This window comes from Gemmatimonas sp., from assembly GCF_027531815.1.
GTDB lineage: Bacteria > Gemmatimonadota > Gemmatimonadetes > Gemmatimonadales > Gemmatimonadaceae > Gemmatimonas.
The window spans coordinates 525,395-545,566 of sequence record NZ_JAPZSK010000006.1 but is presented as its reverse complement, the minus strand read 5'-3'; the positions used below and the strand labels follow the sequence as shown (position 1 = coordinate 545,566).

Annotated in this window: 21 protein-coding genes and 1 other RNA gene; 16 read left to right on the top strand and 6 right to left on the bottom strand. The window is 68.2% G+C overall.

What is annotated here, in order from left to right; translation table 11 throughout:
• The first annotated feature begins 10 nt into the window (after positions 1 to 10).
• From O9271_RS09890 to O9271_RS09845, 10 genes are all read left to right on the top strand, one after another.
• Complete coding sequence (locus tag O9271_RS09890; protein ID WP_298268906.1) at positions 11 to 535, top strand: YtxH domain-containing protein; 525 nt, start codon at positions 11 to 13, stop codon at positions 533 to 535.
• Positions 507 to 1,460 carry a YihY/virulence factor BrkB family protein gene (locus O9271_RS09885; RefSeq protein WP_298268903.1) on the top strand — a complete coding sequence of 318 codons (954 nt, stop codon included), beginning with the start codon at positions 507 to 509 and terminating at the stop codon, positions 1,458 to 1,460. The genes O9271_RS09890 and O9271_RS09885 overlap by 29 nt, the downstream gene beginning before the upstream one ends.
• A 26-nt stretch (positions 1,461 to 1,486) precedes the next feature.
• Positions 1,487 to 2,539 (top strand): threonine aldolase family protein, encoded by a 1,053-nt coding sequence (locus O9271_RS09880; protein WP_298268901.1) that lies wholly within the window; start codon positions 1,487 to 1,489, stop codon positions 2,537 to 2,539.
• Between the two features lie 37 nt (positions 2,540 to 2,576).
• Positions 2,577 to 2,673, top strand: an RNA gene (gene ffs, locus O9271_RS09875) — signal recognition particle sRNA small type.
• Between the two features lie 99 nt (positions 2,674 to 2,772).
• On the top strand, positions 2,773 to 4,557 hold the full coding sequence (dnaX, locus tag O9271_RS09870) for a DNA polymerase III subunit gamma/tau (RefSeq protein ID WP_298268896.1): 1,785 nt from the start codon (positions 2,773 to 2,775) through the stop codon (positions 4,555 to 4,557).
• 121 nt (positions 4,558 to 4,678) lie between these two features.
• Positions 4,679 to 4,987, top strand: coding sequence for a YbaB/EbfC family nucleoid-associated protein (locus O9271_RS09865; protein WP_298268893.1), 309 nt, complete (start codon positions 4,679 to 4,681; stop codon positions 4,985 to 4,987).
• 10 nt (positions 4,988 to 4,997) lie between these two features.
• Positions 4,998 to 5,588 (top strand): recombination mediator RecR, encoded by a 591-nt coding sequence (gene recR, locus O9271_RS09860; RefSeq protein ID WP_298268890.1) that lies wholly within the window; start codon positions 4,998 to 5,000, stop codon positions 5,586 to 5,588.
• 455 nt (positions 5,589 to 6,043) lie between these two features.
• Positions 6,044 to 6,532 (top strand): roadblock/LC7 domain-containing protein, encoded by a 489-nt coding sequence (locus tag O9271_RS09855; RefSeq protein WP_298268887.1) that lies wholly within the window; start codon positions 6,044 to 6,046, stop codon positions 6,530 to 6,532.
• A 12-nt stretch (positions 6,533 to 6,544) separates the two neighbouring features.
• On the top strand, positions 6,545 to 7,222 hold the full coding sequence (locus tag O9271_RS09850) for an ADP-ribosylation factor-like protein (RefSeq protein ID WP_298268884.1): 678 nt from the start codon (positions 6,545 to 6,547) through the stop codon (positions 7,220 to 7,222).
• Positions 7,223 to 7,288: 66 nt separating this feature from the next.
• Entirely contained in the window at positions 7,289 to 7,957 is a 669-nt protein-coding gene (locus O9271_RS09845) for a CDP-alcohol phosphatidyltransferase family protein (protein ID WP_298268881.1), read from the top strand.
• Between the two features lie 40 nt (positions 7,958 to 7,997).
• Here the strand turns inward: O9271_RS09845 and O9271_RS09840 are convergent, their stop codons facing one another.
• The gene (locus tag O9271_RS09840; RefSeq protein ID WP_298268878.1) at positions 7,998 to 8,393 is read right to left on the bottom strand and encodes a GxxExxY protein; all 396 of its coding nucleotides are present in this window, start codon (positions 8,391 to 8,393) and stop codon (positions 7,998 to 8,000) included.
• 94 nt (positions 8,394 to 8,487) lie between these two features.
• Here O9271_RS09840 and O9271_RS09835 point away from each other — a divergent pair, with 94 nt between their 5' ends.
• From O9271_RS09835 to O9271_RS09815, 5 genes are all read left to right on the top strand, one after another.
• Positions 8,488 to 9,768: a competence/damage-inducible protein A gene (locus tag O9271_RS09835; protein WP_298268876.1), complete on the top strand. Its 1,281-nt coding sequence runs from the start codon at positions 8,488 to 8,490 to the stop codon at positions 9,766 to 9,768.
• Between the two features lie 124 nt (positions 9,769 to 9,892).
• On the top strand, positions 9,893 to 10,432 hold the full coding sequence (locus O9271_RS09830) for a nucleotide exchange factor GrpE (RefSeq protein ID WP_298268874.1): 540 nt from the start codon (positions 9,893 to 9,895) through the stop codon (positions 10,430 to 10,432).
• A 64-nt stretch (positions 10,433 to 10,496) separates the two neighbouring features.
• Entirely contained in the window at positions 10,497 to 11,636 is a 1,140-nt protein-coding gene (locus O9271_RS09825) for a J domain-containing protein (protein WP_298268870.1), read from the top strand.
• Positions 11,636 to 12,157, top strand: coding sequence for a hypothetical protein (locus tag O9271_RS09820; protein WP_298268867.1), 522 nt, complete (start codon positions 11,636 to 11,638; stop codon positions 12,155 to 12,157). Before O9271_RS09825 ends, O9271_RS09820 begins: the two co-directional genes overlap by 1 nt.
• Before the next feature lie 63 nt (positions 12,158 to 12,220).
• Positions 12,221 to 13,501, top strand: coding sequence for a dicarboxylate/amino acid:cation symporter (locus tag O9271_RS09815; protein WP_298268864.1), 1,281 nt, complete (start codon positions 12,221 to 12,223; stop codon positions 13,499 to 13,501).
• Positions 13,502 to 13,648: 147 nt separating this feature from the next.
• On the opposite strand, the gene mnmA is transcribed toward O9271_RS09815, so the two are convergent.
• Together mnmA and O9271_RS09805 are read right to left on the bottom strand one after the other, a co-directional pair.
• Complete coding sequence (gene mnmA / locus O9271_RS09810; RefSeq protein ID WP_298268862.1) at positions 13,649 to 14,800, bottom strand: tRNA 2-thiouridine(34) synthase MnmA; 1,152 nt, start codon at positions 14,798 to 14,800, stop codon at positions 13,649 to 13,651.
• A 124-nt stretch (positions 14,801 to 14,924) separates the two neighbouring features.
• A complete protein-coding gene (locus O9271_RS09805) occupies positions 14,925 to 16,106 on the bottom strand; it encodes a cysteine desulfurase family protein (protein ID WP_298268859.1) in 1,182 nt (393 codons plus the stop codon).
• Positions 16,107 to 16,185: 79 nt separating this feature from the next.
• Here O9271_RS09805 and O9271_RS09800 point away from each other — a divergent pair, with 79 nt between their 5' ends.
• The gene (locus O9271_RS09800) at positions 16,186 to 17,280 is read left to right on the top strand and encodes a hypothetical protein (protein ID WP_298268857.1); all 1,095 of its coding nucleotides are present in this window, start codon (positions 16,186 to 16,188) and stop codon (positions 17,278 to 17,280) included.
• On the opposite strand, the gene O9271_RS09795 is transcribed toward O9271_RS09800, so the two are convergent.
• From O9271_RS09795 to hemG, 3 genes are all read right to left on the bottom strand, one after another.
• On the bottom strand, positions 17,257 to 17,898 hold the full coding sequence (locus O9271_RS09795) for a cyclase family protein (RefSeq protein ID WP_298268855.1): 642 nt from the start codon (positions 17,896 to 17,898) through the stop codon (positions 17,257 to 17,259). The genes O9271_RS09800 and O9271_RS09795 overlap by 24 nt on opposite strands.
• 16 nt (positions 17,899 to 17,914) lie before the next feature.
• Entirely contained in the window at positions 17,915 to 18,634 is a 720-nt protein-coding gene (gene bshB1, locus O9271_RS09790; protein WP_298268853.1) for a bacillithiol biosynthesis deacetylase BshB1, read from the bottom strand.
• Between the two features lie 61 nt (positions 18,635 to 18,695).
• Complete coding sequence (gene hemG / locus O9271_RS09785; RefSeq protein WP_298268852.1) at positions 18,696 to 20,171, bottom strand: protoporphyrinogen oxidase; 1,476 nt, start codon at positions 20,169 to 20,171, stop codon at positions 18,696 to 18,698.
• Position 20,172 lies beyond the last annotated feature (1 nt).

Here is a 20,172-nt window from a genome sequence, read left to right as displayed (position 1 = left end):
AGGAGGTCATATGGCTCGTGATTACGATGACGACCGCGTGGTCGTGATTGAAAAGGACAGCAGCAACGGCGTTGGACTCCTGTTGCTGGGGCTCGCCCTGGGCGCCGGGGCCGCGTTGCTCTTTGCTCCGGCCAGCGGCCGCGAGACCCGCGAGCGCATTTCGCGGGAAGCGCGCCGCGCCGCGCGTCGTGCCAAGGATGTGACCGACGAGTTCGGCGACAAGCTGGCCGGGCAGGTGGAGCGTGCCCGTTCAGGGGTGGACGAGCGCCTGGGGCGCGCCCGTCACGCGGTGAACAGCCGGGTCGATGCCGTGAACGACGCGGTGTCGGCGAGCCGCGATGCGGCGCGCGAGGCGCGGGCCGACATCGAGCGGGCCGTGGCCAACAGCAAGCGTGCCTACGCCGACGGTCGCCGCGCGTACTCGGAACGGGCCTCGCGCTCCGGCATGTCAGGGGAACCCGGCGCCATGGCCGACGATCGCGCGCCGCGCGACGGCGCGGAGGGCCATGCAGACGAGTCTGCCCACGACGCTTGAGTCGTGGTGGGACATCCTCCGCCGCGTCTGGAATCAGGCGGCGGAGGACAACGTCCCTTTTCTCGCGGGCGGGCTGGCATTCAATATCCTGCTCGCCCTCGTGCCGTTCGTGCTGCTGCTCATTGCGGGACTCTCCTTCCTGCTTGGCAGCGAGCCGGCAGAGGCCGCCGTTACCGTGACGCGGCTCTTGGAACAGTGGCTCCCCAATGAAGCGCCCAGTGCCGGCGAGCTGCTGCGCGGCGTCGTGACGGAGGTCCTGAGCACCCGCGGCGCCGTCACCATCTACTCGGCCATCACCTTCGCCTGGTTCTCCACGCGCCTCTTCGGTTCGTTGCGCAGCGTGCTCGCCCTCATCTTCGATGGCGCCGACCGCAGCATCGTGGCGGGCAAGCTGTTCGACTTCCTCGCCACCATCGTGGCCACGGTGGCCGTCGTCGTCTATGTGGTGTTCTCGGCCTATCTCGATCTGGCCGCCACGCGAGGCTTCGCGCTGTTGCGCACCGTGGGGCTGCAGCCGAACGCCATGTCGGGACTCGAGTACGCGGTGGGGCGCCTGCTGGCGGTGTCGCTCGTGTTCGCGCTCTTCTACGCGCTCTATCGCGGGTTGCCGCGCCGACGCCCCAGCGTGCAGGTGGCAGCCGTGGCGGCGCTGACGGCGTCCATTCTCTTCGAGATCGCGCGAAATGTCTTCGCCCTGGCGGTGGGTGCCGCGAATCCCGCCTCGCTGTACACCGGGACCATTGCGGCCATCGTGGCCGTCGTCTTCTGGACCTACTACTGCGCGTTCCTCTTCCTCCTTGGCGGCGAAGTGGCGCAGGCGTACGCGCTGCGCCGCGCCGAGCTGGCGGCGCTGCGCGACAGCGAAACACGCGACAGCGAAGCACGCGACAGCGAAGCACGCGACACGCGCGTTCGCCCACGGTAAGCGTACCGTTCCCTCTTTCCATGCCGATGTCCGTCCTCGTATCGCCCACCACACCGCTTGACCTGCGCAGCGACACCGTCACGCGTCCCAGCACGGCCATGCGGCAGGTCATGGCCCTCGCCGAGGTGGGGGACGATGTGCTCGACGGTGATCCCACCACGGTGGCGCTCGAAGCGTGGACGGCGGCCGCGCTGGGCAAGGAGTGCGCACTCTTCTTTCCCAGCGGCAGCATGGCCAATCAGGCGGCCCTGTGGGTACACACCACCCCGGGGACCGAAGTGCTGTGCGACGCCGAAGCGCACGTGTACCACTGGGAGATCGCCGGCGCGGCGGCGCTGTGCGGCGTGCAATGCCGACCGGTGCGCAGCGAGGCTGGGGTGTTTCACGCCGCCGACCTGCGCGCACACATCCGTACTCCCAGCAAGCACGCGCCGGAACCGTCGCTGGTCTGCCTCGAGAATACGCACAACGGGGCGGGGGGTGTCGTGACGTCCGTCGAGGACATGCAGGAGATCCAGGCGGTCGCCCGGGAGCACGCGTTGCCGGTCCATCTCGATGGGGCGCGCCTGTGGAACGCGGCCACCGCGCTGCAGCGCCCGCTCGCGCAGCTGGCGGCCGGCGCCGATTCGGTCATGGTGAGCTTCTCGAAAGGGCTCGGCGCCCCCGTGGGGGCGTGCCTCGCCGGCACGGAGCGGTTCATTCACCAGGCCCATCGCGCGCGCAAGCGATTCGGGGGGGGCATGCGGCAGAGCGGCATCCTCGCGGCGGCCGCGCTGTACGCCGCGCAGCACCACTACGACCGCCTGGCCGAAGATCATGCCAGTGCCCGCTATCTGGCGCAGGTGGTCAACGGGGTGGGGGGCGTGCGGGTGGTGGCGCCGGATACGAACATCGTGATGATCGACCTGCCCCTGCCTCGGGCTGCCGCCGTGGTGGCCCGCGCACACGAGCTCGGGGTTCGCGTCACTGAGTGGCACCCGGCGCGCATCAGGGCGGTCACGCATCTGGACGCACCGGCGGGCGCGGTGGCCGAAGCGGCGGCGCTGCTGCGGCAGACCTTCGAAGAGGTGCTGGCCTAGTACCACTTGGCGTGCGTTTCGGCTATCTTCTACGGGCTCCGGGTCCCGGAGGGCGCCAGGCCGCCAAATCGGTCAGGACCCCGAAGGTAGCAGCCGCACGTGGATTCTGACGTCGCTTCGTCAGGCCCGGAGCACTGCGCGCAGGAGGATTCGCTGGATACCAGCGGACCTCCTGCGCGTTTGCGTTGGGGGGCGTGCAGTCGCGCCGCGCCTGTACCGCTTAGATTGCGGACATGTCCCTCGCTCTCGCCCGCAAGTACCGACCGCGGAACTTCGCGACCGTGGCGGTGCAGTCGCACGTCGCCAACACCCTCAAGGGGGCCATTGCGCGCGGGCGCGTTGCGCATGGGTACCTGTTGTGCGGGCCGCGCGGGACCGGCAAGACCACGCTGGCGCGTGTCCTGGCCATGGCGCTCAACTGTGAGCGGCGCGGGGAGCCCGCACTGCAGGGCGAGCCCTGTGGCCAGTGCGCCAGCTGTCAGCGCATCTGGAGCGGTGCGGCCTCCCTCGATGTGGTCGAAATCGACGCCGCCTCGAACGGCGGGGTGGCCGATGCCCGCGACCTGCGCGAGCGCGCCATGTATGCACCATCGGGCGACGATCGGTACAAGGTCTATATCGTCGACGAAGCGCACATGCTGTCGCGCGATGCCTGGAACGCCCTGCTCAAGGTGCTCGAGGAACCGCCGCCACGGGTGGTGTTCGTCTTTGCCACGACCGAGTCGCAGAAGGTACTCGGTACCGTCGTGTCGCGCCTGCAGCGGTTCGACCTCAAGCGCATCGGGGCCACCGAGATCCGTGAGCGTCTGGCGGCCGTGCTGACGGAAGAAGGCGTGCGCTTCGAGGACGAAGCGCTCGGCATGATTGCGCGCGCCGCCGACGGCGGTTTGCGCGATGCGCTGTCGCTCACCGATCAGGTCCTGTCGCTCGGCGAGACCGCCGAGGTCACGGCCGATCGCGTGACGGTGGCACTGGGGCTCGTACCCGACGACGAGTATGTGGCCCTGCTTGACCTCATCCTTGAGCGGCGTGCCGGCGACATCTTTGCGGCCGTGCAGCGCCAGGCCGACGCTGGTGTGGACTTCGTGCTGCTGCTGGCCGGATTGGGGCGCACCCTGCGCGCGCTGCTCGCGATGAGCATGGGGGGGGCACTCCCTGATATGTCGGAGCGGCTGCGGGCGGCGCTGCAGGCTCGCACGGGGCGCGTCTCGGCGGGCGATCTCGTGCGCATGTTGCACGCCCTGCTCGAAATCGAACCCATGTATCGCAAGAGCGGCCAACCACAGCTGCTGCTCGAAACGCTGCTGGTGCGCTTCGCCCTGCTCGATCGCACGGTCGAGCTGGAGGAAGTGCTGAAGGGGTTCGGCGCAGGCGGCGGTGACGATCCGCCGCCGCGGCGCGTGGCGCATGACGCCCGGGTCGCGTCGGCGTATGCCATGCCCCCGTCGCCGCCCCCGGTGGTCGCGCCGGCGCTGGCGCCCGCCCCCGCGTTCGTTCCCCCGGCTCCGTCGCCAACGGCCACGCAGCATGCGGCCGCCGCCGCGGCCGCCCAGCAGGAGGCGGCGCAGCGCGCCCCCGCTACGGCGGCGCGGCGAGGGCAGGGCGGCGCGCCCACGGTGGAGCAAGTGAAAGCCGCCTGGCCGCAGGTGACCGCCGCGGTGCGCAGCAGCGGGCGCGGCATGGTGGCCGAAGCCCTGCAGCGCCTCGTACCCGTCGCCGTGTCTGCCGATGGCATGGTCACGCTGTCCCATGCGGCGGGCGATGATACCTTCGCGATGCCGGTGGAGCGCGCGCGCGCCGATGTGCTGGCCGCGCTGCAAGCGAATCTGCCGGGGGTGCACGGCTTCACGTTGCAACCGACAGCGCCCGTTGCGCCGGCCGGTGCACCGGCGACACGCGCCACGTCGAAGCGCCTCACCGCGCACGACGTGCAGCAGCAGCGCACGGAACAGATCGCCGCCAAGGATCCCTTGCTCGAGGCGGCGGTGAAGGCCCTGGACCTCGAGCTGTTGGACTGATTTCAAGGCAGGGAGCAGGGAGAAGGGTGTCAGGATGAAGGGAGCAGGAGCCTTTATCCTTCCCCCTGAGACCCTTCCCCCTGCTCCCTCCCGTGTCATAGAAACCTCTCCGAGTACCCCGATGGATATCTTCAAGATGCTGGGCCAGTTCAAGGACATGCAGGCCCGCATGCAGACGATGCAGGAAGAGATGGCGCAGCGCACATTCAGTGCACTCGCCGGCGGCGGCATGGTGACCGCCGATGTCGACGGCAAGATGCAGCTCAAGCGCATCCAGATCGATCCGTCGATCATGGGCGACAAGGATATGGTCGAGGATCTCATCGTCGTGGCCGTGGCCGAGGCGCAGAAGAAGGCCGCCGACGCGATGCAAATGGAGCTGCAGAAGGTGACGGGCGGCATCGACCTGCCGTTCAAGCTGCCGTTCTGATTCGCCTCACGTGTCCGTCATCGACGAGCTGACCAGCGAATTGGCGCGGTTGCCCGGCATTGGACGCAAGACGGCCTTGCGTCTCACGTACCACCTGCTGAGGCAGCCGGCCGCACAGAGCCGGCGTCTGGCCGAGACGCTCGTTGCGCTGACGGAACGGGTGCGCCCCTGTGCACGGTGCTTCAACCTCACGGAGCAGCCGGTGTGCCCGCTCTGCGCCGATCCCCGCCGCGACGCAACGGTCCTCTGCGTGGTCGAGGAGGCCAGCGACATTGCCTCCATCGAACGGGCCGGGGAATTCCGTGGCCTCTATCACGTGCTGGGGGGACGGCTGTCGCCACTCGATGGCGTGGGGCCGGACGATCTGTCCATTGGGGCGCTGCTGACACGCCTCGACCCGGAAGGGGTACAGGAGGTCATCCTGGCCACCAACCCGTCCCTGGAAGGGGAGGCCACCGCCCTCTACGTGCAGCGCCAGCTGGCGGGGGGGGCGGTCCGGGTCACCCGCATCGCCAGGGGGCTCCCGGTGGGTGGCGATCTGGAATACGCCGACGGGGTGACCATCGCGCAGGCGCTCGCCGCGCGGCGGGAGATGCTCTAGAACCGGGCAGGCACCGCCCACCACTACGCCAACCCCCCGGGCCACCCGGGGGCACAGGGGAAGAGCCGATCGTGCGTTCGCAGCAAGAAAGAGGCTGGCAGGCCGCCAGCATGGTGGGGATCGGGCTGGTCGTGGGGGCCGCCGTAGGGCTGGTGGGGTGGAGTCTGGCGCAGCGCCGTCACCGCCGCAGCCTCTTCCATCCCGACAAGCTGAAACGGCTCGCCGCCCTCGGTTACCTGAGGGCCCATCCGAGCGTTGATAGTGCGCGGCTCCTCCGCGATTACCTCCAGTGGGAGCCCCACCCGTTGCTGCGGCGTCGCGCCCGTGGGGTTCTGCGCCGGACGGAGCAGGCGTTACGTTCCTAGAACCGCAGTCTGGGGTTCTCGGTCGGGCATGCCATATTCATGTCACGCACCCAGCAACTCGTCTCCTGGTCACCGGCAACTCACGCATTCATGCCCATTGGCGCCGCCACCTGGTCGTTCACTGAGGACGACTTCGGGGCCATCACGATCACCCTGCAGCGTTTCCTGTACGACGCCAAAGCGCGCTGCGCGCTGCTCGTCGACCGCAGCGGGCAACTCGTCGCCACCGTTGGCGAACCCCCCAACTTCGATGCGACGGCCTTCGCCACGCTGACCGCCGCCGACTTCAGCGCCAACGACCAGCTCGCGCGTCTGATCGGCGAAAGCGATTTCAATGTGCTCTTCCATCAGGGCGAGCGCGAATCGATGTATCTCGCCGACATCGCGCGCCGCGTCATCCTGGTGGTGCTCTTCGACAACCGTACCACCCTGGGACTGGTGCGGTTGCGCATGAAGGCCGCAGTGGACGAACTCACGCGCATATTCGAGGGGGTCTTCGCGCGCGGTAATGTGCGCGATGCGGCGCCCCCCGGCTTTCTCGCCGGTGCCGAAGACGAGATCGACCGCTTGTTTCAGTAAAGGGGCAAGCTCATGTCGATGATCAACTATGCGTCCCGCGAGATCAACTGCAAGATCGTGTTCTACGGTCCCGGTCTCGGCGGCAAGACGACCAATCTCGAGTACGTCTACGGCAAGGTGTCGCCGAGCACGCGCGGCAAGCTCATCTCGCTGGCCACGGAAACCGAGCGGACGCTGTTTTTCGATTTCCTGCCGGTCGACCTGGGAACGATCCGGGGCTTCAAGACCCGCTTTCACCTCTATACCGTGCCGGGGCAGGTCTACTACAATGCGTCACGCAAGCTCATCTTGAAGGGCGTGGACGGGGTGGTGTTCGTCGCCGACTCACAGACCGAGCGCGCCGAAGCCAATCTTGAGTCCATGCAGAACCTGTATGACAACATGGCGGCGTACGGGTACGACCTCACCCGCATGCCGTTCGTCATCCAGTACAACAAGCGCGATCTTCCCAACGCGGCGTCGGTGGCCGATCTGCAGGCCATGCTGAATCCCGGCTGGGAGGTTACGGATCCGTCGCGGATGCGTCCGCTGGCGGATCCGTTCCGCCCGGGTGAGTATCTGGTGGGCCAGTTGCCCACCGGGGAATGGGTGGAGCGTGTACCGTACTTCGAAGCGGTCGCCGTTACCGGCGATGGCGTCTTCGATACTCTCAAAGCCGTTTCCAAGCTGGTGCTGAAGACGCTCGCCTGATGACGCACGGCGAGCGCTGCGTGCCCCGGCGTCCCGGTGACGGATTCCCGCCAACCCGACTATCGCGTGAACCTTCCCAACGCAATCACCGTGGGCCGCATCGCCCTGACGCCGCTGATTGCGTGGTTGCCGTTCACCACCTCGTGGTCCGCCCGGCTGTTTGCGTTCGTGCTGTTCCTCATTGCCGCCGTGACCGACTACTGGGACGGCCATCTGGCGCGTTCGCGCAACCTCGTCACCGACCTCGGCCGCCTGCTGGATCCGCTCGCCGACAAGCTGCTGCTGTTGGCGACGCTCATTCCCATGTACCTGCTGCAGCGCCACCACGCCTTCGTGGAGGCCGGTGATGGGGTGTCGAGTCCGTTTCTCTTCGAACTGCCCTTCGGCAAGGTGTCATTGCCGCTGTGGATCGTGCTCGTGGTGCTGGGGCGCGAAGCGTTCATGACGGTGTTTCGGCAGATCGCGGCGCGCCGCGGGCTGGTCATTGCCGCCATCGGCCCGGCCAAGTGGAAGACCACCTTCCAGAGCATCTGGATGGGCGCGGCGTACTTCTGGTTCTTTGCCATCACGCTGGCCGAGCATCGCGGATGGCTCGCCGACGGCGCCTGGCGCGCCTTCGCCCTGTTCAATGGCTTCGTGGGGGTGCTCAGCATGGTCGGCGCCGTGGCGCTGACGCTCTACTCCCTGTGGCTGTACATGCGCCGCTACGGCGGGCAGGTGCTGCGCGCGGCCTAGGGCCGCGGGAGGCGCGGAGCAGGGGAGGCGCGGGGAGAGTCTACCTTGCCTGCGTGTTGATCACGCGTGCAATGCCCGCCTTCATGGTGGGCAGGCCGAAGTTGAGCATCAGTCCGACCTCCAGCTTCATCAGTCGCAGGTAGGTGAGCAGCTGGCGTCTGTAGACCGGTGAGTGTCGTTCGCTGCACTTCACCTCTACCACCACGAGACGGTCAACGAGCAGGTCAATTCGGAACGCTCTGTCGACAGTTCGACCACGGTGAACGATGCGCACCGTTCGCTGGCGTTCGACCTCGTGGCCCCGTCGCGACAGCTCGTCCGCCAGAAGCAACTCGTACGCCGATTCCAGCATTCCTGGCCCAAGCTCCTGATGCAGGCGTACGGCCGCATCGATGACCGAAGCCGTGATCTCGGCGTGTGTGAAGTCCGCTGCCATGCCAGCAGACGCTATACGCGTCCGTCAGTGGACCGTCACCTTGGACTCCCCGCGCCTCCCCTTCTCCGCGCCTCGGCCCCCTAGATTAGGGGGCATGAACCTGGAGATCGTCACTATCGGCGACGAGCTGCTGCTCGGCTTCACCATCGATACCAACGCCGCGCATCTGGCCCGTGAGCTGGCGGCGCTCGGTGTACGCATCGTGCGGCGCACGACCTGCGGCGACGATGCGGAGAGCATCCGCCAGGCGGTCAGCGAGGCCCTTGGGCGCACCGGGGCGGTCATGACGACCGGCGGCCTCGGGCCCACGGCCGACGACATGACCAAGCCGGCCATTGCCTCAATCTTCGGCAAGGGCATGCTCATGGACCACGGCATTCTCACCGCGCTGCGCGAACGCTGGCAGCGGCGATTCGGCCATGACCTGCCGGTGAGCAACGAGCAGCAGGCCATGGTGCCGGAAGGATGCACCATTCTCCCCAATCGGCATGGCAGCGCCCCCGGGATCTGGCTCGAGGATGCAGAGGGCCGGTGGGTGATCATGCTGCCTGGCGTTCCGCGGGAGATGCGCGGGATGCTGGCCGACACCGTCGTGCCCACACTCCGCGATCGGCTCCCGGTGGGCGGCCCGGTCATTCGCAGTCGAACGTTGCGCACCGCCAACATCGCCGAGTCGGCGCTGGCCGACCGGCTGGGCGAGCTGGCGCGCGGCGTCAACGGCCTGTCGCTTGCCTATCTGCCAGGGGCGGACGGCGTTGATCTCCGCCTCACGAGCTGGGACCGCGACGCGCGGGCCACCACGGTGGCGCTCGATGAGGCCGCCGCCCTCGTGCGGGCCAAGGTATCACGCTACGTGTACGGCGAGAACGACGACGATCTGGCGGCCATCATGCTGGCCGAGTGTGCCGCGCGGAACGCCACCCTGGCCGTGGCGGAGAGCTGTACGGGGGGGATGCTCGGCATGCGACTCACGGCGATACCCGGATCCAGCCGTACGGTGCTGGGGGGAACCATTGCCTATGCCAACGGGGTAAAGACTCGTGAGCTCGGGGTGCCGGCGGCACTCATCGACGAGCAGGGCGCCGTGAGTGAAGCGGTGGCGCGGGCCATGGCCACGGGGGTGCGGCTGCGCTTCGGGAGTACCATCGGCGTGGGCATCACCGGCATCGCGGGGCCGGACGGCGGCACGCCGGACAAACCGGTCGGGACCGTGTGGGTCGCCGTCGACGTGGATGGTGACGTCCACGCGGTGCGCGCGGTGCTGCCGGGGGACCGGCACGAAATCCGCTGGAGAGCGGCACAGCTGGCGCTGGACCGGCTTCGCAAGGCCTTCCTGCGGGAGCAGCAGTCCGAAGGCTGGACCGCCCGCGGGTGAGTTCCACACATTCCATCATCACCGGATCACCGGTTTCCGCAACTTCGGGCAGGCCCATGCGTAGAGCCTGCACCGCCGCGCCGGCCACCCCCGTCGCGGAGTACCCTCGCTGCATCTTCCGACCATGACCGATCCCATGTCGACCGCTGACGAGAATCTGGATGCCACGCTCGATCCCCATGCGCCCGCTGCGGCGTCGGCCGAGCCCATGGACGACCGGCAGCGCGAGATCGAAGAGCTGAAGGACAAGCATCTGCGGCTGGCCGCCGAGTACGACAACTTCCGTCGCCGTGCCGTGAAGGAGCGGCAGGAAGCCGGCTGGCGCGCGCAGGGGGAGGTGGTGCGTGGGCTCATCGACGCGCTCGACGACCTGACCCGCTTTGCCAACGTCGATCCGGCCACCGTTGATTCCACCACGGTGGTGAATGGCGTCATCCTCGTCGAAAAGAAGATCTTCAAGTCGCTCGCTGGCCACGGATTCGAGGTGCTCGATCCCACGGGGCATGCGTTCGATCCGGCGCTGCACGAAGCGGTGAGCACGGCCCCCGCCGCGCGAGCCGAGGAGGACGGGCAGGTGGCCGTATGCTTCCAGTCCGGCTACGTGATCAACGGTCACGTGCTGCGCCCCGCGCGCGTCGTCGTGAAGCAGTGGACCGGCGCGTAAGCTGATCGCGTGCGCTGATCGCGTCCGCGATCGCGCGCGCTCTTCTCAGGCCTCAACGCACAGCATGGCCAACGGCACCGATTTCTACGCAGTCCTCGGGGTCTCGTCTTCCGCCACGGCAGACGAGATCAAGAAGCAGTACCGGCGACTCGCGAAGCAGTATCATCCCGACACCAACCAGAACGATCCCAAGGCCGCCGATCGCTTCAAGGAGATCTCCGAGGCGTACAACGTGCTTGGCGACGCCGAGAAGCGGAAAGAGTACGACGACATGCGTCGGCTGGGTGCCTTCGGCGGCGTGGGGTTCGGGGGCGCGCGCGCGTCACGACCGGGCGCCGGCGGGGCCTCGCGCGGTCCGGGTCAGGCGGGTGCCGGCACCTTCACCGATTTCGATGTGGGGGGCATTGGCGGCCTCGGCGATCTCTTCTCGTCGATGTTCGGCGGCGCGGCTGGCGCCCGCAACACCCGCTCTCGCAGCAGCGAAAAGGGGCAGACCATCGAGCAGACGGTCGAGGTCCCCTTTCGTATCGCCGCGGCCGGCGGCAAGGTGCCTGTTGAACTCGAGGTGAACGAAGAGTGCGCCATCTGCCGCGGCAGCGGTGCGGCCCCCGGCGCCCAGATCAAGCCGTGCGGTGAGTGCAGCGGACGCGGGGTCATTTCCTTCGGACAGGGGAGCTTTGCCGTGAATCGCCCCTGTCCGGTGTGCATGGGGCGCGGCAGCGTGCCCACGGAACGCTGCGGCACCTGCCGTGGTACTGGAGAGGCACGGGCGCGTCGCACGGTCAACATTACCGTGCCGGCGGGAGCGGAAACCGGCAGCAAGGTGCGCTTGCGCGGGCAGGGGGGCAAAGGCGCGGCTGGCGGGCAGGCCGGTGATCTGGTGATCACCTTCTCGGTGCTCCCCGATCGCTTCTACAAGCGCGACGGGCTCGATCTCATCGCGACCGTGCCCATCAACATCGCGCAGGCGACGCTGGGCTCACGCGTGAGCGTGAAGACCCTCGACGGGAAGAAGGTGGCCATCCGCATTCCCGCCGGCACATCGGCGGGGCGCCGCTTCAAGATCGGCGGTCAGGGGATCGAGAAGGAGGGGAGGAAAGGCGACCTGCTGGTGGAAGTGACCATCACCGTACCGGAGAGCCTCACGGAGGCCCAGGAGAAGGCGATGCGCGATTTCGCGGAAGCGAGCGGGATGAAGTACTGATGCGGGCATCGTGCGCCGTTGCCCTGGTGGTGCTGTGTGCCGCTGCGGCGCCGGTCGTTCACGCGCAGGAGGTGCCCGTAGGTACCGCCCCGCCGCGAGCGACGACGAGCGATGCCGCACGCTGGCAGTTCGATCAGTGCATGGGCGGCGTCACCTACGGCGCGCCACTCAAGTGGGCGTTGAGCTACGGCATGGGGTGGGTGCGCGAAAGCGAACAGCGCACCTGGTGCTTCCTGGGCGCCGGGAAGGTGGGGTTTGGCGGGGCCAGCTTCAACGTGGGGCTGGCCAACTCCATGGGCAGTTTCGGTAGCGGCCTGGCCATCACCGGCGGGGTCCTCCGCACCTTCAACGATCCCATGGGGGCGCTCGCCGGGCGCACGTATGTTGGCGGGAGCGTGCATCTGTGGCCGCTGCTCGCGCTGGGAGGGGAAGTGGGCTACTACACCCGCATCGGTACTGACCCGGCCGGCACCACCCACAGGCGCGGCCTCCTGACCTGGTCCACCGGCTTCGGGTTCTAGGACCGCGGTACGGGGAGGCGCCGGGCGTGGCGCCCGTGCGCGCGGCGGCGTAGGTTCGCGCGCATGCCCGACGTCGCCCCCAAACGCTCACCGCTGCGCTCTACCGGCGTGCAGGTCACCCTCGGGCTCGTCGCCGGCCTCGCGCTGGGCATGCTGCTCTCGCGTGAGACATCGCCGTCGGCGTTCACGACGTCGCTCATGCCGGTGCTCGACGTTGTCGGCACGGCGTGGATCAATGCGGTGCGCATGACGGTCATTCCGCTCGTGGTCCCCCTGCTCATCGTGGGGGTGGCGGGCGGCGAGGACCTGCGTGCAACGGGCACGGTGGGCGCCCAGGCGTTCGGCTGGATGCTCCTGCTGCTCGTCGCCTGCGCGGCGCTCTCCACGCTGGTATCGCCGGTGTGGTTCGAGACGCTCACGCTCGATGCCGACGCCACCGCACGGTTGCGCGCGACGGCCAAGATCGATGTGCCCAGCGCCGACGCGCTGTCGGTCCGCACGTTCATCCTGTCGCTCATTCCGCTCAACCCCATCAAGGCCGCCGCCGACGGCACACTCCTGCCGGTGGTGCTCTTCACGCTGCTGTACGCGTTCGCGCTGGGGCAGGTGAGCGACGGCCCACGCCTCGCCCAGCTGTCGTTCTGGCGCGGCATGGCCGATACGATGCTCGTGGTGGTGCGCTGGATGCTCGCGCTCGGTGGCATCGGCATCTTCGCGCTGGCTGCCGTGCTGGGACAGAAGCTCGGCACCAATGTGCTCGGTGCGATCGGCTTCTACTTCATGGTCAACATCGTGTTGCACCTGATTGCCGTGGCCGGCATCTACGTGGTCATCGCGGTCACGGGGCGGGTGCCGGTGCGGCAATTCGCGCGCGCCCTCGTACCGGCGAGCGTGGTGGGCATGGGGACGCGCAGTTCGCTCGCGAGCCTCCCGGCCATGGTGAAGGGCGCCACCGATGTCCTGCAGCTGCCACCCACGGCCACCGGGTTCGTGCTGCCGCTGTGCGCAAGCGTCTTCAAGCTCACGAGTGCGATCTACTGGCCCGTGGGGGCGCTGTTCATTGCGAAGCTCTACGGCATCGATCTGTCCACCGCCAACCTGCTGCTGGTGGCGGCGTCAAGCATCGTGCTCAACTTCAGCACGCCTGGTATCCCGAGCGGCGGCATGCTGTTGCAGGTGCCGCTCTACGCGAGCATAGGGTTGCCGGTAGAGGGCATCGGCATTCTCATTGCGCTTGATACGCTGCCGGACATGTTCAAGACGCTGCTCAACGTGACGAGCGACATGATGGTGGCGGTCATGACGACGGCGGATGGGCGCGCCGGTGGCGCGCCTGTTGGTTGACAGGACAGGACGCAGGGAGCGGGTGGCAGGGTGCAGGGCGCAGGGGGGACCCACGCGTTGGCACCGCCTGCCCCCCGCTTCTTGCTTCCCGCTTCCTGCTCCCTCCCTTGTCAACAAAACGGCGCGCCACTCGGCGCGCCGTACTCCTTACCCCGCCAGCAGCGGCAACCGCCTCGACGGTGCCGCCTTCATCCCCCGCTCGATCACACCGCCGCCCAGCACCAGGTCGCCGTCGTAGATCACGAGTGACTGCCCGGGGCTGATCGCCTGAATCGGTTCGTCGAGCGCCAATTCCACACCGCCGCGGTCGAGTCGCACGATGGTGGCTGGCGACGGCGCCGCCCGGTTGCGTACCTGCACCTGCACCGTGCTCCCTTCTGCCGGTGCGTCGTACAGCCAGTTGAGTTCGCGCGCCTCGAGACCGCGGCCCAGCAGCGATTCGCGCGGGCCAATCACCACGGCACGCTCCGCGGGGACGATCTCCACCACGAACATGGGCGCGCCAAACCCGCCCGGCAGGCCTTTGCGCTGCCCGATCGTGAACCGCGCAAACCCGTCGTGTTCACCCACCACGGCGCCGTTGGACAACCGGATCGGCCCGCGCTGCAGCGCCGGCGCATCGGCCCCGAGCTGCTCCCGAATCACCCGCACATGATCGCCGTCTGGTACGAAGCAGATGTCCTGACTCTCGATCTTTTCAGCGGTGCGCAACCCGAAGCGGCGTGCGATCTCGCGCGTCTCGGCCTTGGTCTGCGTACCGATGGGCAGCACGAGTCGATCGAGCACGGGGCGGTCGATGCCCCACAGGAAGTAGCTCTGATCTTTCGAGGGGTCCATGCCACGCAACATGACCGCCTCGTCGCCTATGCGTCCCATGCGCGCGTAGTGTCCGGTGGCCAGCCAGCGCGCGTCAATGGCGTCGGCCTTGTCCAGCAGGTCGCGGAACTTCGTGAACGTGTTGCAGCGCACGCACGGAATGGGTGTGCGTCCGCGCGCGTACTCCTGCACGAAGTCGTCGAGCACATCGTGCCCGAAGTGATCCACCAGGTTGGTCACGTAGTGCGGAATGCCCAGCGTCTCGCACACGCGCCGCGCGTCGCTCGTGGCATCCAGCGAGCAGCAAGGCCGGTCGGGGACGTCGGCCCCGTCGCCGTGCAGCTTCATCGTCACGCCCACCACGTCGCACCCGGCTTCCACGAGCAACGCGGCGGCCACGCTCGAGTCCACGCCGCCGCTCATGGCAACGAGGACGCGATCGCCCTTCTGGGGAATGCGCGGGGGGGGCAGCGGGGTATTCATTGGCGGTGGTGGGACGCGTGATCACGGAGCTCGCCGAGGATGGTGAGGGCACAGAGCACCACACTGCTTGATCCTGAACTCCGTGTCCTCACCATACTCCGTGATCTCTGTGCGTACGCGTTTCTCAGAACTCCACCGTCTCGAACACCGGCGCATTCTTCACGGCGCGTGCCTTGTCGGCGAGCGTCGCCAGGACATCCACCGTACGCGTGACGCATTCCGGCGTGCTGAGACAGCCGAGTGACAACCGCAGCGCCGCGTTCGCGAGCTCGGGCGCAACACCCATGGCGCTCAGCACGTGGCTCGCCGACACGCTCCCGCTCTGACAGGCGCTGCCCGCGCTGCAGGCAATGCCACGCAGGTCGAGCGCCATGAGCATCGACTCACTGTTGGTGCCGGGAACGGACACATTCACGACATGCGCCGCGCGCGGGGCATCGAAGCCGTGAATCACCACGTCGGGAATCCGCTCGCGCAACCCGGCTTCCAGCGCCGCGCGCAACGCCAGCAATCGCGTCTGCTCGGCGTCATGTTCCGCCAGCACCAGCTCGGCCGCCGTGGCGAGGCCAATGGCGAAGGCCACGTTCTCCGTGCCCGGGCGACGCCCGCGGTCCTGCGACCCGCCATGGAACATGGGTTCCAGGGGAGTGTCACGCCGAATGAAGAGCGCCCCGATTCCCTTGGGCGCCCCGATCTTGTGCCCCGAGATCGTGAGCAGATCGAACGGTTGCGTGCGCGCATCGACCGTCACCTTGCCGAACGCCTGTACCCCGTCCGTGTGGAACACGGCGCCAACCGCCTTGGCCTGCGCCGCCAGGGCGGGAATGTCCTGAATGACTCCCACCTCGTTGTTGACCCACATCACGCTCGCTACCGCGACCCGCTCGTCCAGTAGCGTCGCGAAGTGATCCGCGTCCACCAGCCCACTGCCGTGTACCCGCACGAGGCGCTCCTCGCCCCCTTCATGCACCACCTGATGTACCGCGGCGAGTACGGCCTTGTGCTCGATGGGCGTGGACACGGCCGCCGTACGCCCCTGCGCCTTGAGGGTGCGATACACCCCAAGCACCGCGAAGTTGTCGCCCTCGGTACCGCCCGAGGTGAAGCAGACCTCGTCGGGATGTGCGCCAAGGCAGGCCGCCAGGCGCTCACGCGCGTCATCGAGGGCGACCCGCGCCTCACGCCCCCACCGGTGCACACTGCTGGGGTTCCCGAAACGGGGGCCGAAGAACGGCACCATGGCGGCCATGACCTCGTCGCGCACGGGGGTCGTGGCAGCGTGATCGAGATAGACGGGGGCGGACATCCACAAAAACTAAACAAGGGGCCCCGGTGGAACCACGGATGGCGTGGGCCCGTAGGACACCGTACCTCAACCCCCCTCTGTGTTTTCGACCTGCTATCACTGCACCGGCAATCTCGGGCGCAACGAGGCCTTCGAACGCTTCCCGGTGGGCTCCCGGCTGGCGTACGACGCTCGGCAGGGGCGCCTGTGGGTGGTGTGCCGGGGGTGCGGCCGCTGGAACCTCTCCCCCCTGGAGGAGCGCTGGGAGGCCATCGAGGTCATGGAAGCGCGCTTCCGCGACACCCGGCTGCGCGTCAGCACCGACCAGGTGGGGCTCGCGCGGCTCCGCGAAGGGGTGGACCTCATTCGCATTGGGGAGCCGCAGCGGCCGGAGATGGCCGCGTGGCGCTATGGCGACCAGTTCGGGAAGCGGCGCCAGCGCCAGTTGCTCGTCACGGGGGCGGTGGTGGGGAGTGCCACCGCCATCATCGGCGGCGTCATCGCCCTGGGCGCCAGCGTGGGCAGCTTTGCCGGGATCTATGCCAATGGCCAGATCTGGGACAGCCTCATTCATGGCCGGCAGAGCAAGTCCATAGGCCACGTAGCCCTGCCGGACGGTCGTTTGGTGGAGTTGCAGCGTCGGCACGCCCGCATGAGCGCCTTCGTGCGCGACAGCAGCCACGCGCCGCTCCAGTTGCGCGTCGAGCATGCTGCGGGCTCGAGCATTGTCACGGGTGACGACGCCATGCGCATTGCCGCCCGCCTCATGCCCACGGTCAACCGCTTCGGCGGCTCGGCCAAACAGGTACAGGAGGCCGTGGGACTGCTCGACGAAGCGGGCGATCCCTACTCGGTGCTGCTGCAGGTACAGCGGCGCAGCGGCTGGGTGCCCGGCCACGATGAGTGGGGCAAGGGCAGTTTCTGGGAAGGAAAGAACAACCGGAAGATGGTGCACAAGATCCCGGGGGCCCTGCACACGCTCGCGCCGCGCGACCGCCTCGCCATTGAAATGGCGTTGCACGAAGAGCAGGAGCGCCGTGCCATGGAGGGGGAACTGCAGCTGCTCGAGCAGGCATGGCGCGAAGCGGAGGAGATCGCAAGAATCGCCGACAACATGTTCACGCCGGTGCAGATCGAATCACGGCTCGACGTACTGCGGGGAAACAGCTCGTCAGCCCCGCACCATACTCCGTAGCAGGGCCCGCACCGGCGCCGCATCGGCACCGTGCACCGCGAGCGGCGGTGCCAGCAGCTCGTAGGCGCCCGGCGGCACGTCGCGCAGGTCGAGGTTCTCCAGCACGAAGGCGTTGCGCCCCAGCAGCGCGTGGTGCACATCGAGCGTCTTGCTCTCCCGCCGGTCCACGCTCGGCGCGTCCACGCCCCACAGTCGCAGCCCCTGATGGGCCAACCACTCGGCGGCATCGGGGGTCAGGCACGGCCAGTCGGCGGGAAACGCGCCGCTTGCCACCGTGCAGCCCGTGCGAAGCAGCACACGCAGCGGCACGATGCCGCCCAGCAGATCGATCACGTGCATGACGTCGAGATCCTGCGTGACAGGCCAGTCGGCCGGCAGCGTCACCACGCGCGCCGGTCCCACGAACGCATCCAGTTCGAGGGCCTCCGACGCCGGCCAGGCCGAGTGCACATGCAACGGGGCATCCGCGTGCGTGCCCACGTGAAAGCTCGTGGTAATGGCCGCGAGGTTCACGCTCTCGCCGGTCTCCCGCCGGCAGGTCCAGCCGCAGTGAAAGGGCTGGTCACCCGGCCACTCGGGGGTGGCCTGGCTCAGGGGAATGGAGATGTCGTGCAGCATGGGCTGCCGGGTCCGGTCAGAAGGTGGAGACGCCTAGCGACGTGACGTCGGACACGGCCATCGTTTCATCCGTGAAGAACGGCTCGCCGTACCGGGTGCGGATGAGTGAGCCGTAGTGGGCAGCGTGATGGCGCACGATGTCGTACAACGGCTCGCCATTCGGGTACACTTCACCGGCCTGCGTCAGCCCGTCGAATTGCGAGCCATACACCTTGATGGCCTCCAGCTTGCGCTCGAACTGCGCGCTGATGTCCACCACGAAGGTGGGCTTGGTGTAATCCTCGCGGTACGTGATCACGTGCAGCAGCTTGAACGGACGGAAAGCGTCGTGATCACCGGGGGCATACTTGCGCAGCCCCGCCAGGAAGCAGGCGTCGCGTACCAGTTCGGTGGTCCGACGATGATCCGGATGCCGTCCGCGTGGCGCGGGGGCAATCACCACCCGCGGCCGCAGCCGCCGAATGACCTGAACCAGCGCGGCCCGCGTCTGCTCGTCGTTGGTGATGCCGGCGTCGGGAAGTCCCAGATTCTCGCGCACATGCACGCCCATGAGCGCCCGTGCGGTCTCCGCCTCCTGCGCCCGCAGCTCCGCCGAGCCGCGGGTGCCCATTTCTCCCTGCGTGAGGTCGACAATGCCCACACGCTTGCCGTCATCGACGGCCTTGATGAGGGTGCCGCCGCAGGTGAGCTCCACGTCGTCGCGATGCGGTCCGATTGCCAGCAGGTCGAGTGTCATGCCGAAGCATGCGTGACGCGCTCCGCACACGCCAGCATCACGCCGTGCCTCACGCCGCGCGTCACCCCGCGTGCGCCAGATACGCCGCCACGCGCTCGGCGACCTGCTGTCCGCTGGCGACGCAATCGCCCACCGACACGCCGTTGCGGTAGTTCCCCGACAGGTACAGCCCCGGATTCTGCGCCTCCGTGGCGTCGGCCGCATCCTTCACGGCCTGATACCCCACCGTGTACTGCGGAATGGCGCGCGACCAGTAGACGTGCTTGGCGAACACCGGTTCGCCCCGCACACCAAGCAGCTGCCGCAGATCGAGCAGGACGCGCTCCACGAGCAGGTCCGTGTCTTCGCGCGCGCGCTCCGCCTGACGCGCGCCGCCCACGAAGCAGGTGATCGTGACGCAATCGTCCGGAGCGCGCCCTGGGAACAGCGAGGAACTGAACAGCGCCCCCAGCAGCGTGCGCCGTTCGGTCGCCGGAATGAGCACGCCGAACCCGTCCAGCGGGTGCTGCACATCAGCCCGGTGAAATCCCAGCGTGAGTGTGCTCACGGGCGGGTATTCCACGCGCTCGATCGGCGCGGAGAATCGGCGCATGGCGGCCGGCAGCTCCATGGCTGCCAGCACATGCGCGGGGGTCGCCATGACGACGGCGTCCACCAGCCGCGAGCGCGAGGCGCCGTCCTGGCCGGCATCCACCACCCAACGCGCATCCTGCCGATGGACCAGCCGCACCGGGCATCCGAGGCGCAAGGTGCCCGCGAGCGAGGCTTCGAGTGTGTCGGTGAGCGTCTGCATCCCGTCGACGAAGCTGATGAGCCGTGCGCGGGCCGGTGGCGAGGACATCAGATGCCCCGTGTTGCCGTCGGTGGCGCGCGTGTCGACGCCGGGCTGCCGCCGGCGCTGCGCCATGAGCCCCTTGGAAAGCGAGCCGTACTGGCGTTCGAGCTCGGCCACACGCGGGAAGGCGTGGGCCATGCTCAGCGTTTCCGGATCACCCGCGAAGATCCCCGAAATGAAGGGGTCCACGGCGTAGTCGAGCACCTCGCGACCGAGGCGGCGCCCGACGAAGCTCGCGATCGACTCGTCGCTGTCCTGCCTGCGGGTCCGCACGAGAGGCTCGAGCAGCACCCGCAGCTTCGCCTTGAGCGAGAGCAGGGGAGTGCCCAGCATGGCGCCGGGCGTGAGCGGAAACGGCAGCAGCCGTCCGTCGCGCACCACGTAGCGGCGATTGGCACCGGGATTGGCTTCCACCACGTCGTCCTTGAGGTCGAGCTGCTCGATGAGCGCCTCGACCGGACCGGAGGTCACGAACGAGTTGGGGCCATGCTCGGCCAGAAACCCATCCGCATGGGTCGTGCGAATGGCGCCACCGGCATGTCCGCTCGCTTCGTAGAGCGTGACATTCACCCCGCGCCGGCGCAGGGCGTACGCTGCCACCAATCCGGTGATGCCCGCGCCGACGACGGCAACGGAGCGGCTCTCGCCCCCCTCGCCCTCAATCGGCGGCACGTAGCCGACCTGATCTGCGAGCACCCGCATG

Excerpts from the sequence above, each read along its gene's own strand:
- O9271_RS09820 (WP_298268867.1), top strand. The coding sequence starts at position 11,636 with ATGCGGGCATCGTGCGCCGTTGCCCTGGTGGTGCTGTGTGCCGCTGCG.
- O9271_RS09795 (WP_298268855.1), bottom strand. The coding sequence starts at position 17,898 with ATGCTGCACGACATCTCCATTCCCCTGAGCCAGGCCACCCCCGAGTGG.
- mnmA (WP_298268862.1), bottom strand. The coding sequence starts at position 14,800 with ATGAATACCCCGCTGCCCCCCCCGCGCATTCCCCAGAAGGGCGATCGC.
- O9271_RS09840 (WP_298268878.1), bottom strand. The coding sequence starts at position 8,393 with ATGGCAGCGGACTTCACACACGCCGAGATCACGGCTTCGGTCATCGAT.
- O9271_RS09835 (WP_298268876.1), top strand. The coding sequence starts at position 8,488 with ATGAACCTGGAGATCGTCACTATCGGCGACGAGCTGCTGCTCGGCTTC.
- O9271_RS09805 (WP_298268859.1), bottom strand. The coding sequence starts at position 16,106 with ATGTCCGCCCCCGTCTATCTCGATCACGCTGCCACGACCCCCGTGCGC.
- O9271_RS09830 (WP_298268874.1), top strand. The coding sequence starts at position 9,893 with ATGACCGATCCCATGTCGACCGCTGACGAGAATCTGGATGCCACGCTC.
- hemG (WP_298268852.1), bottom strand. The coding sequence starts at position 20,171 with ATGCGGGTGCTCGCAGATCAGGTCGGCTACGTGCCGCCGATTGAGGGC.
- O9271_RS09815 (WP_298268864.1), top strand. The coding sequence starts at position 12,221 with ATGCCCGACGTCGCCCCCAAACGCTCACCGCTGCGCTCTACCGGCGTG.
- O9271_RS09850 (WP_298268884.1), top strand. The coding sequence starts at position 6,545 with ATGTCGATGATCAACTATGCGTCCCGCGAGATCAACTGCAAGATCGTG.
- O9271_RS09855 (WP_298268887.1), top strand. The coding sequence starts at position 6,044 with ATGCCCATTGGCGCCGCCACCTGGTCGTTCACTGAGGACGACTTCGGG.
- O9271_RS09885 (WP_298268903.1), top strand. The coding sequence starts at position 507 with ATGCAGACGAGTCTGCCCACGACGCTTGAGTCGTGGTGGGACATCCTC.
- O9271_RS09890 (WP_298268906.1), top strand. The coding sequence starts at position 11 with ATGGCTCGTGATTACGATGACGACCGCGTGGTCGTGATTGAAAAGGAC.
- O9271_RS09865 (WP_298268893.1), top strand. The coding sequence starts at position 4,679 with ATGGATATCTTCAAGATGCTGGGCCAGTTCAAGGACATGCAGGCCCGC.
- dnaX (WP_298268896.1), top strand. The coding sequence starts at position 2,773 with ATGTCCCTCGCTCTCGCCCGCAAGTACCGACCGCGGAACTTCGCGACC.
- O9271_RS09825 (WP_298268870.1), top strand. The coding sequence starts at position 10,497 with ATGGCCAACGGCACCGATTTCTACGCAGTCCTCGGGGTCTCGTCTTCC.
- bshB1 (WP_298268853.1), bottom strand. The coding sequence starts at position 18,634 with ATGACACTCGACCTGCTGGCAATCGGACCGCATCGCGACGACGTGGAG.
- O9271_RS09880 (WP_298268901.1), top strand. The coding sequence starts at position 1,487 with ATGTCCGTCCTCGTATCGCCCACCACACCGCTTGACCTGCGCAGCGAC.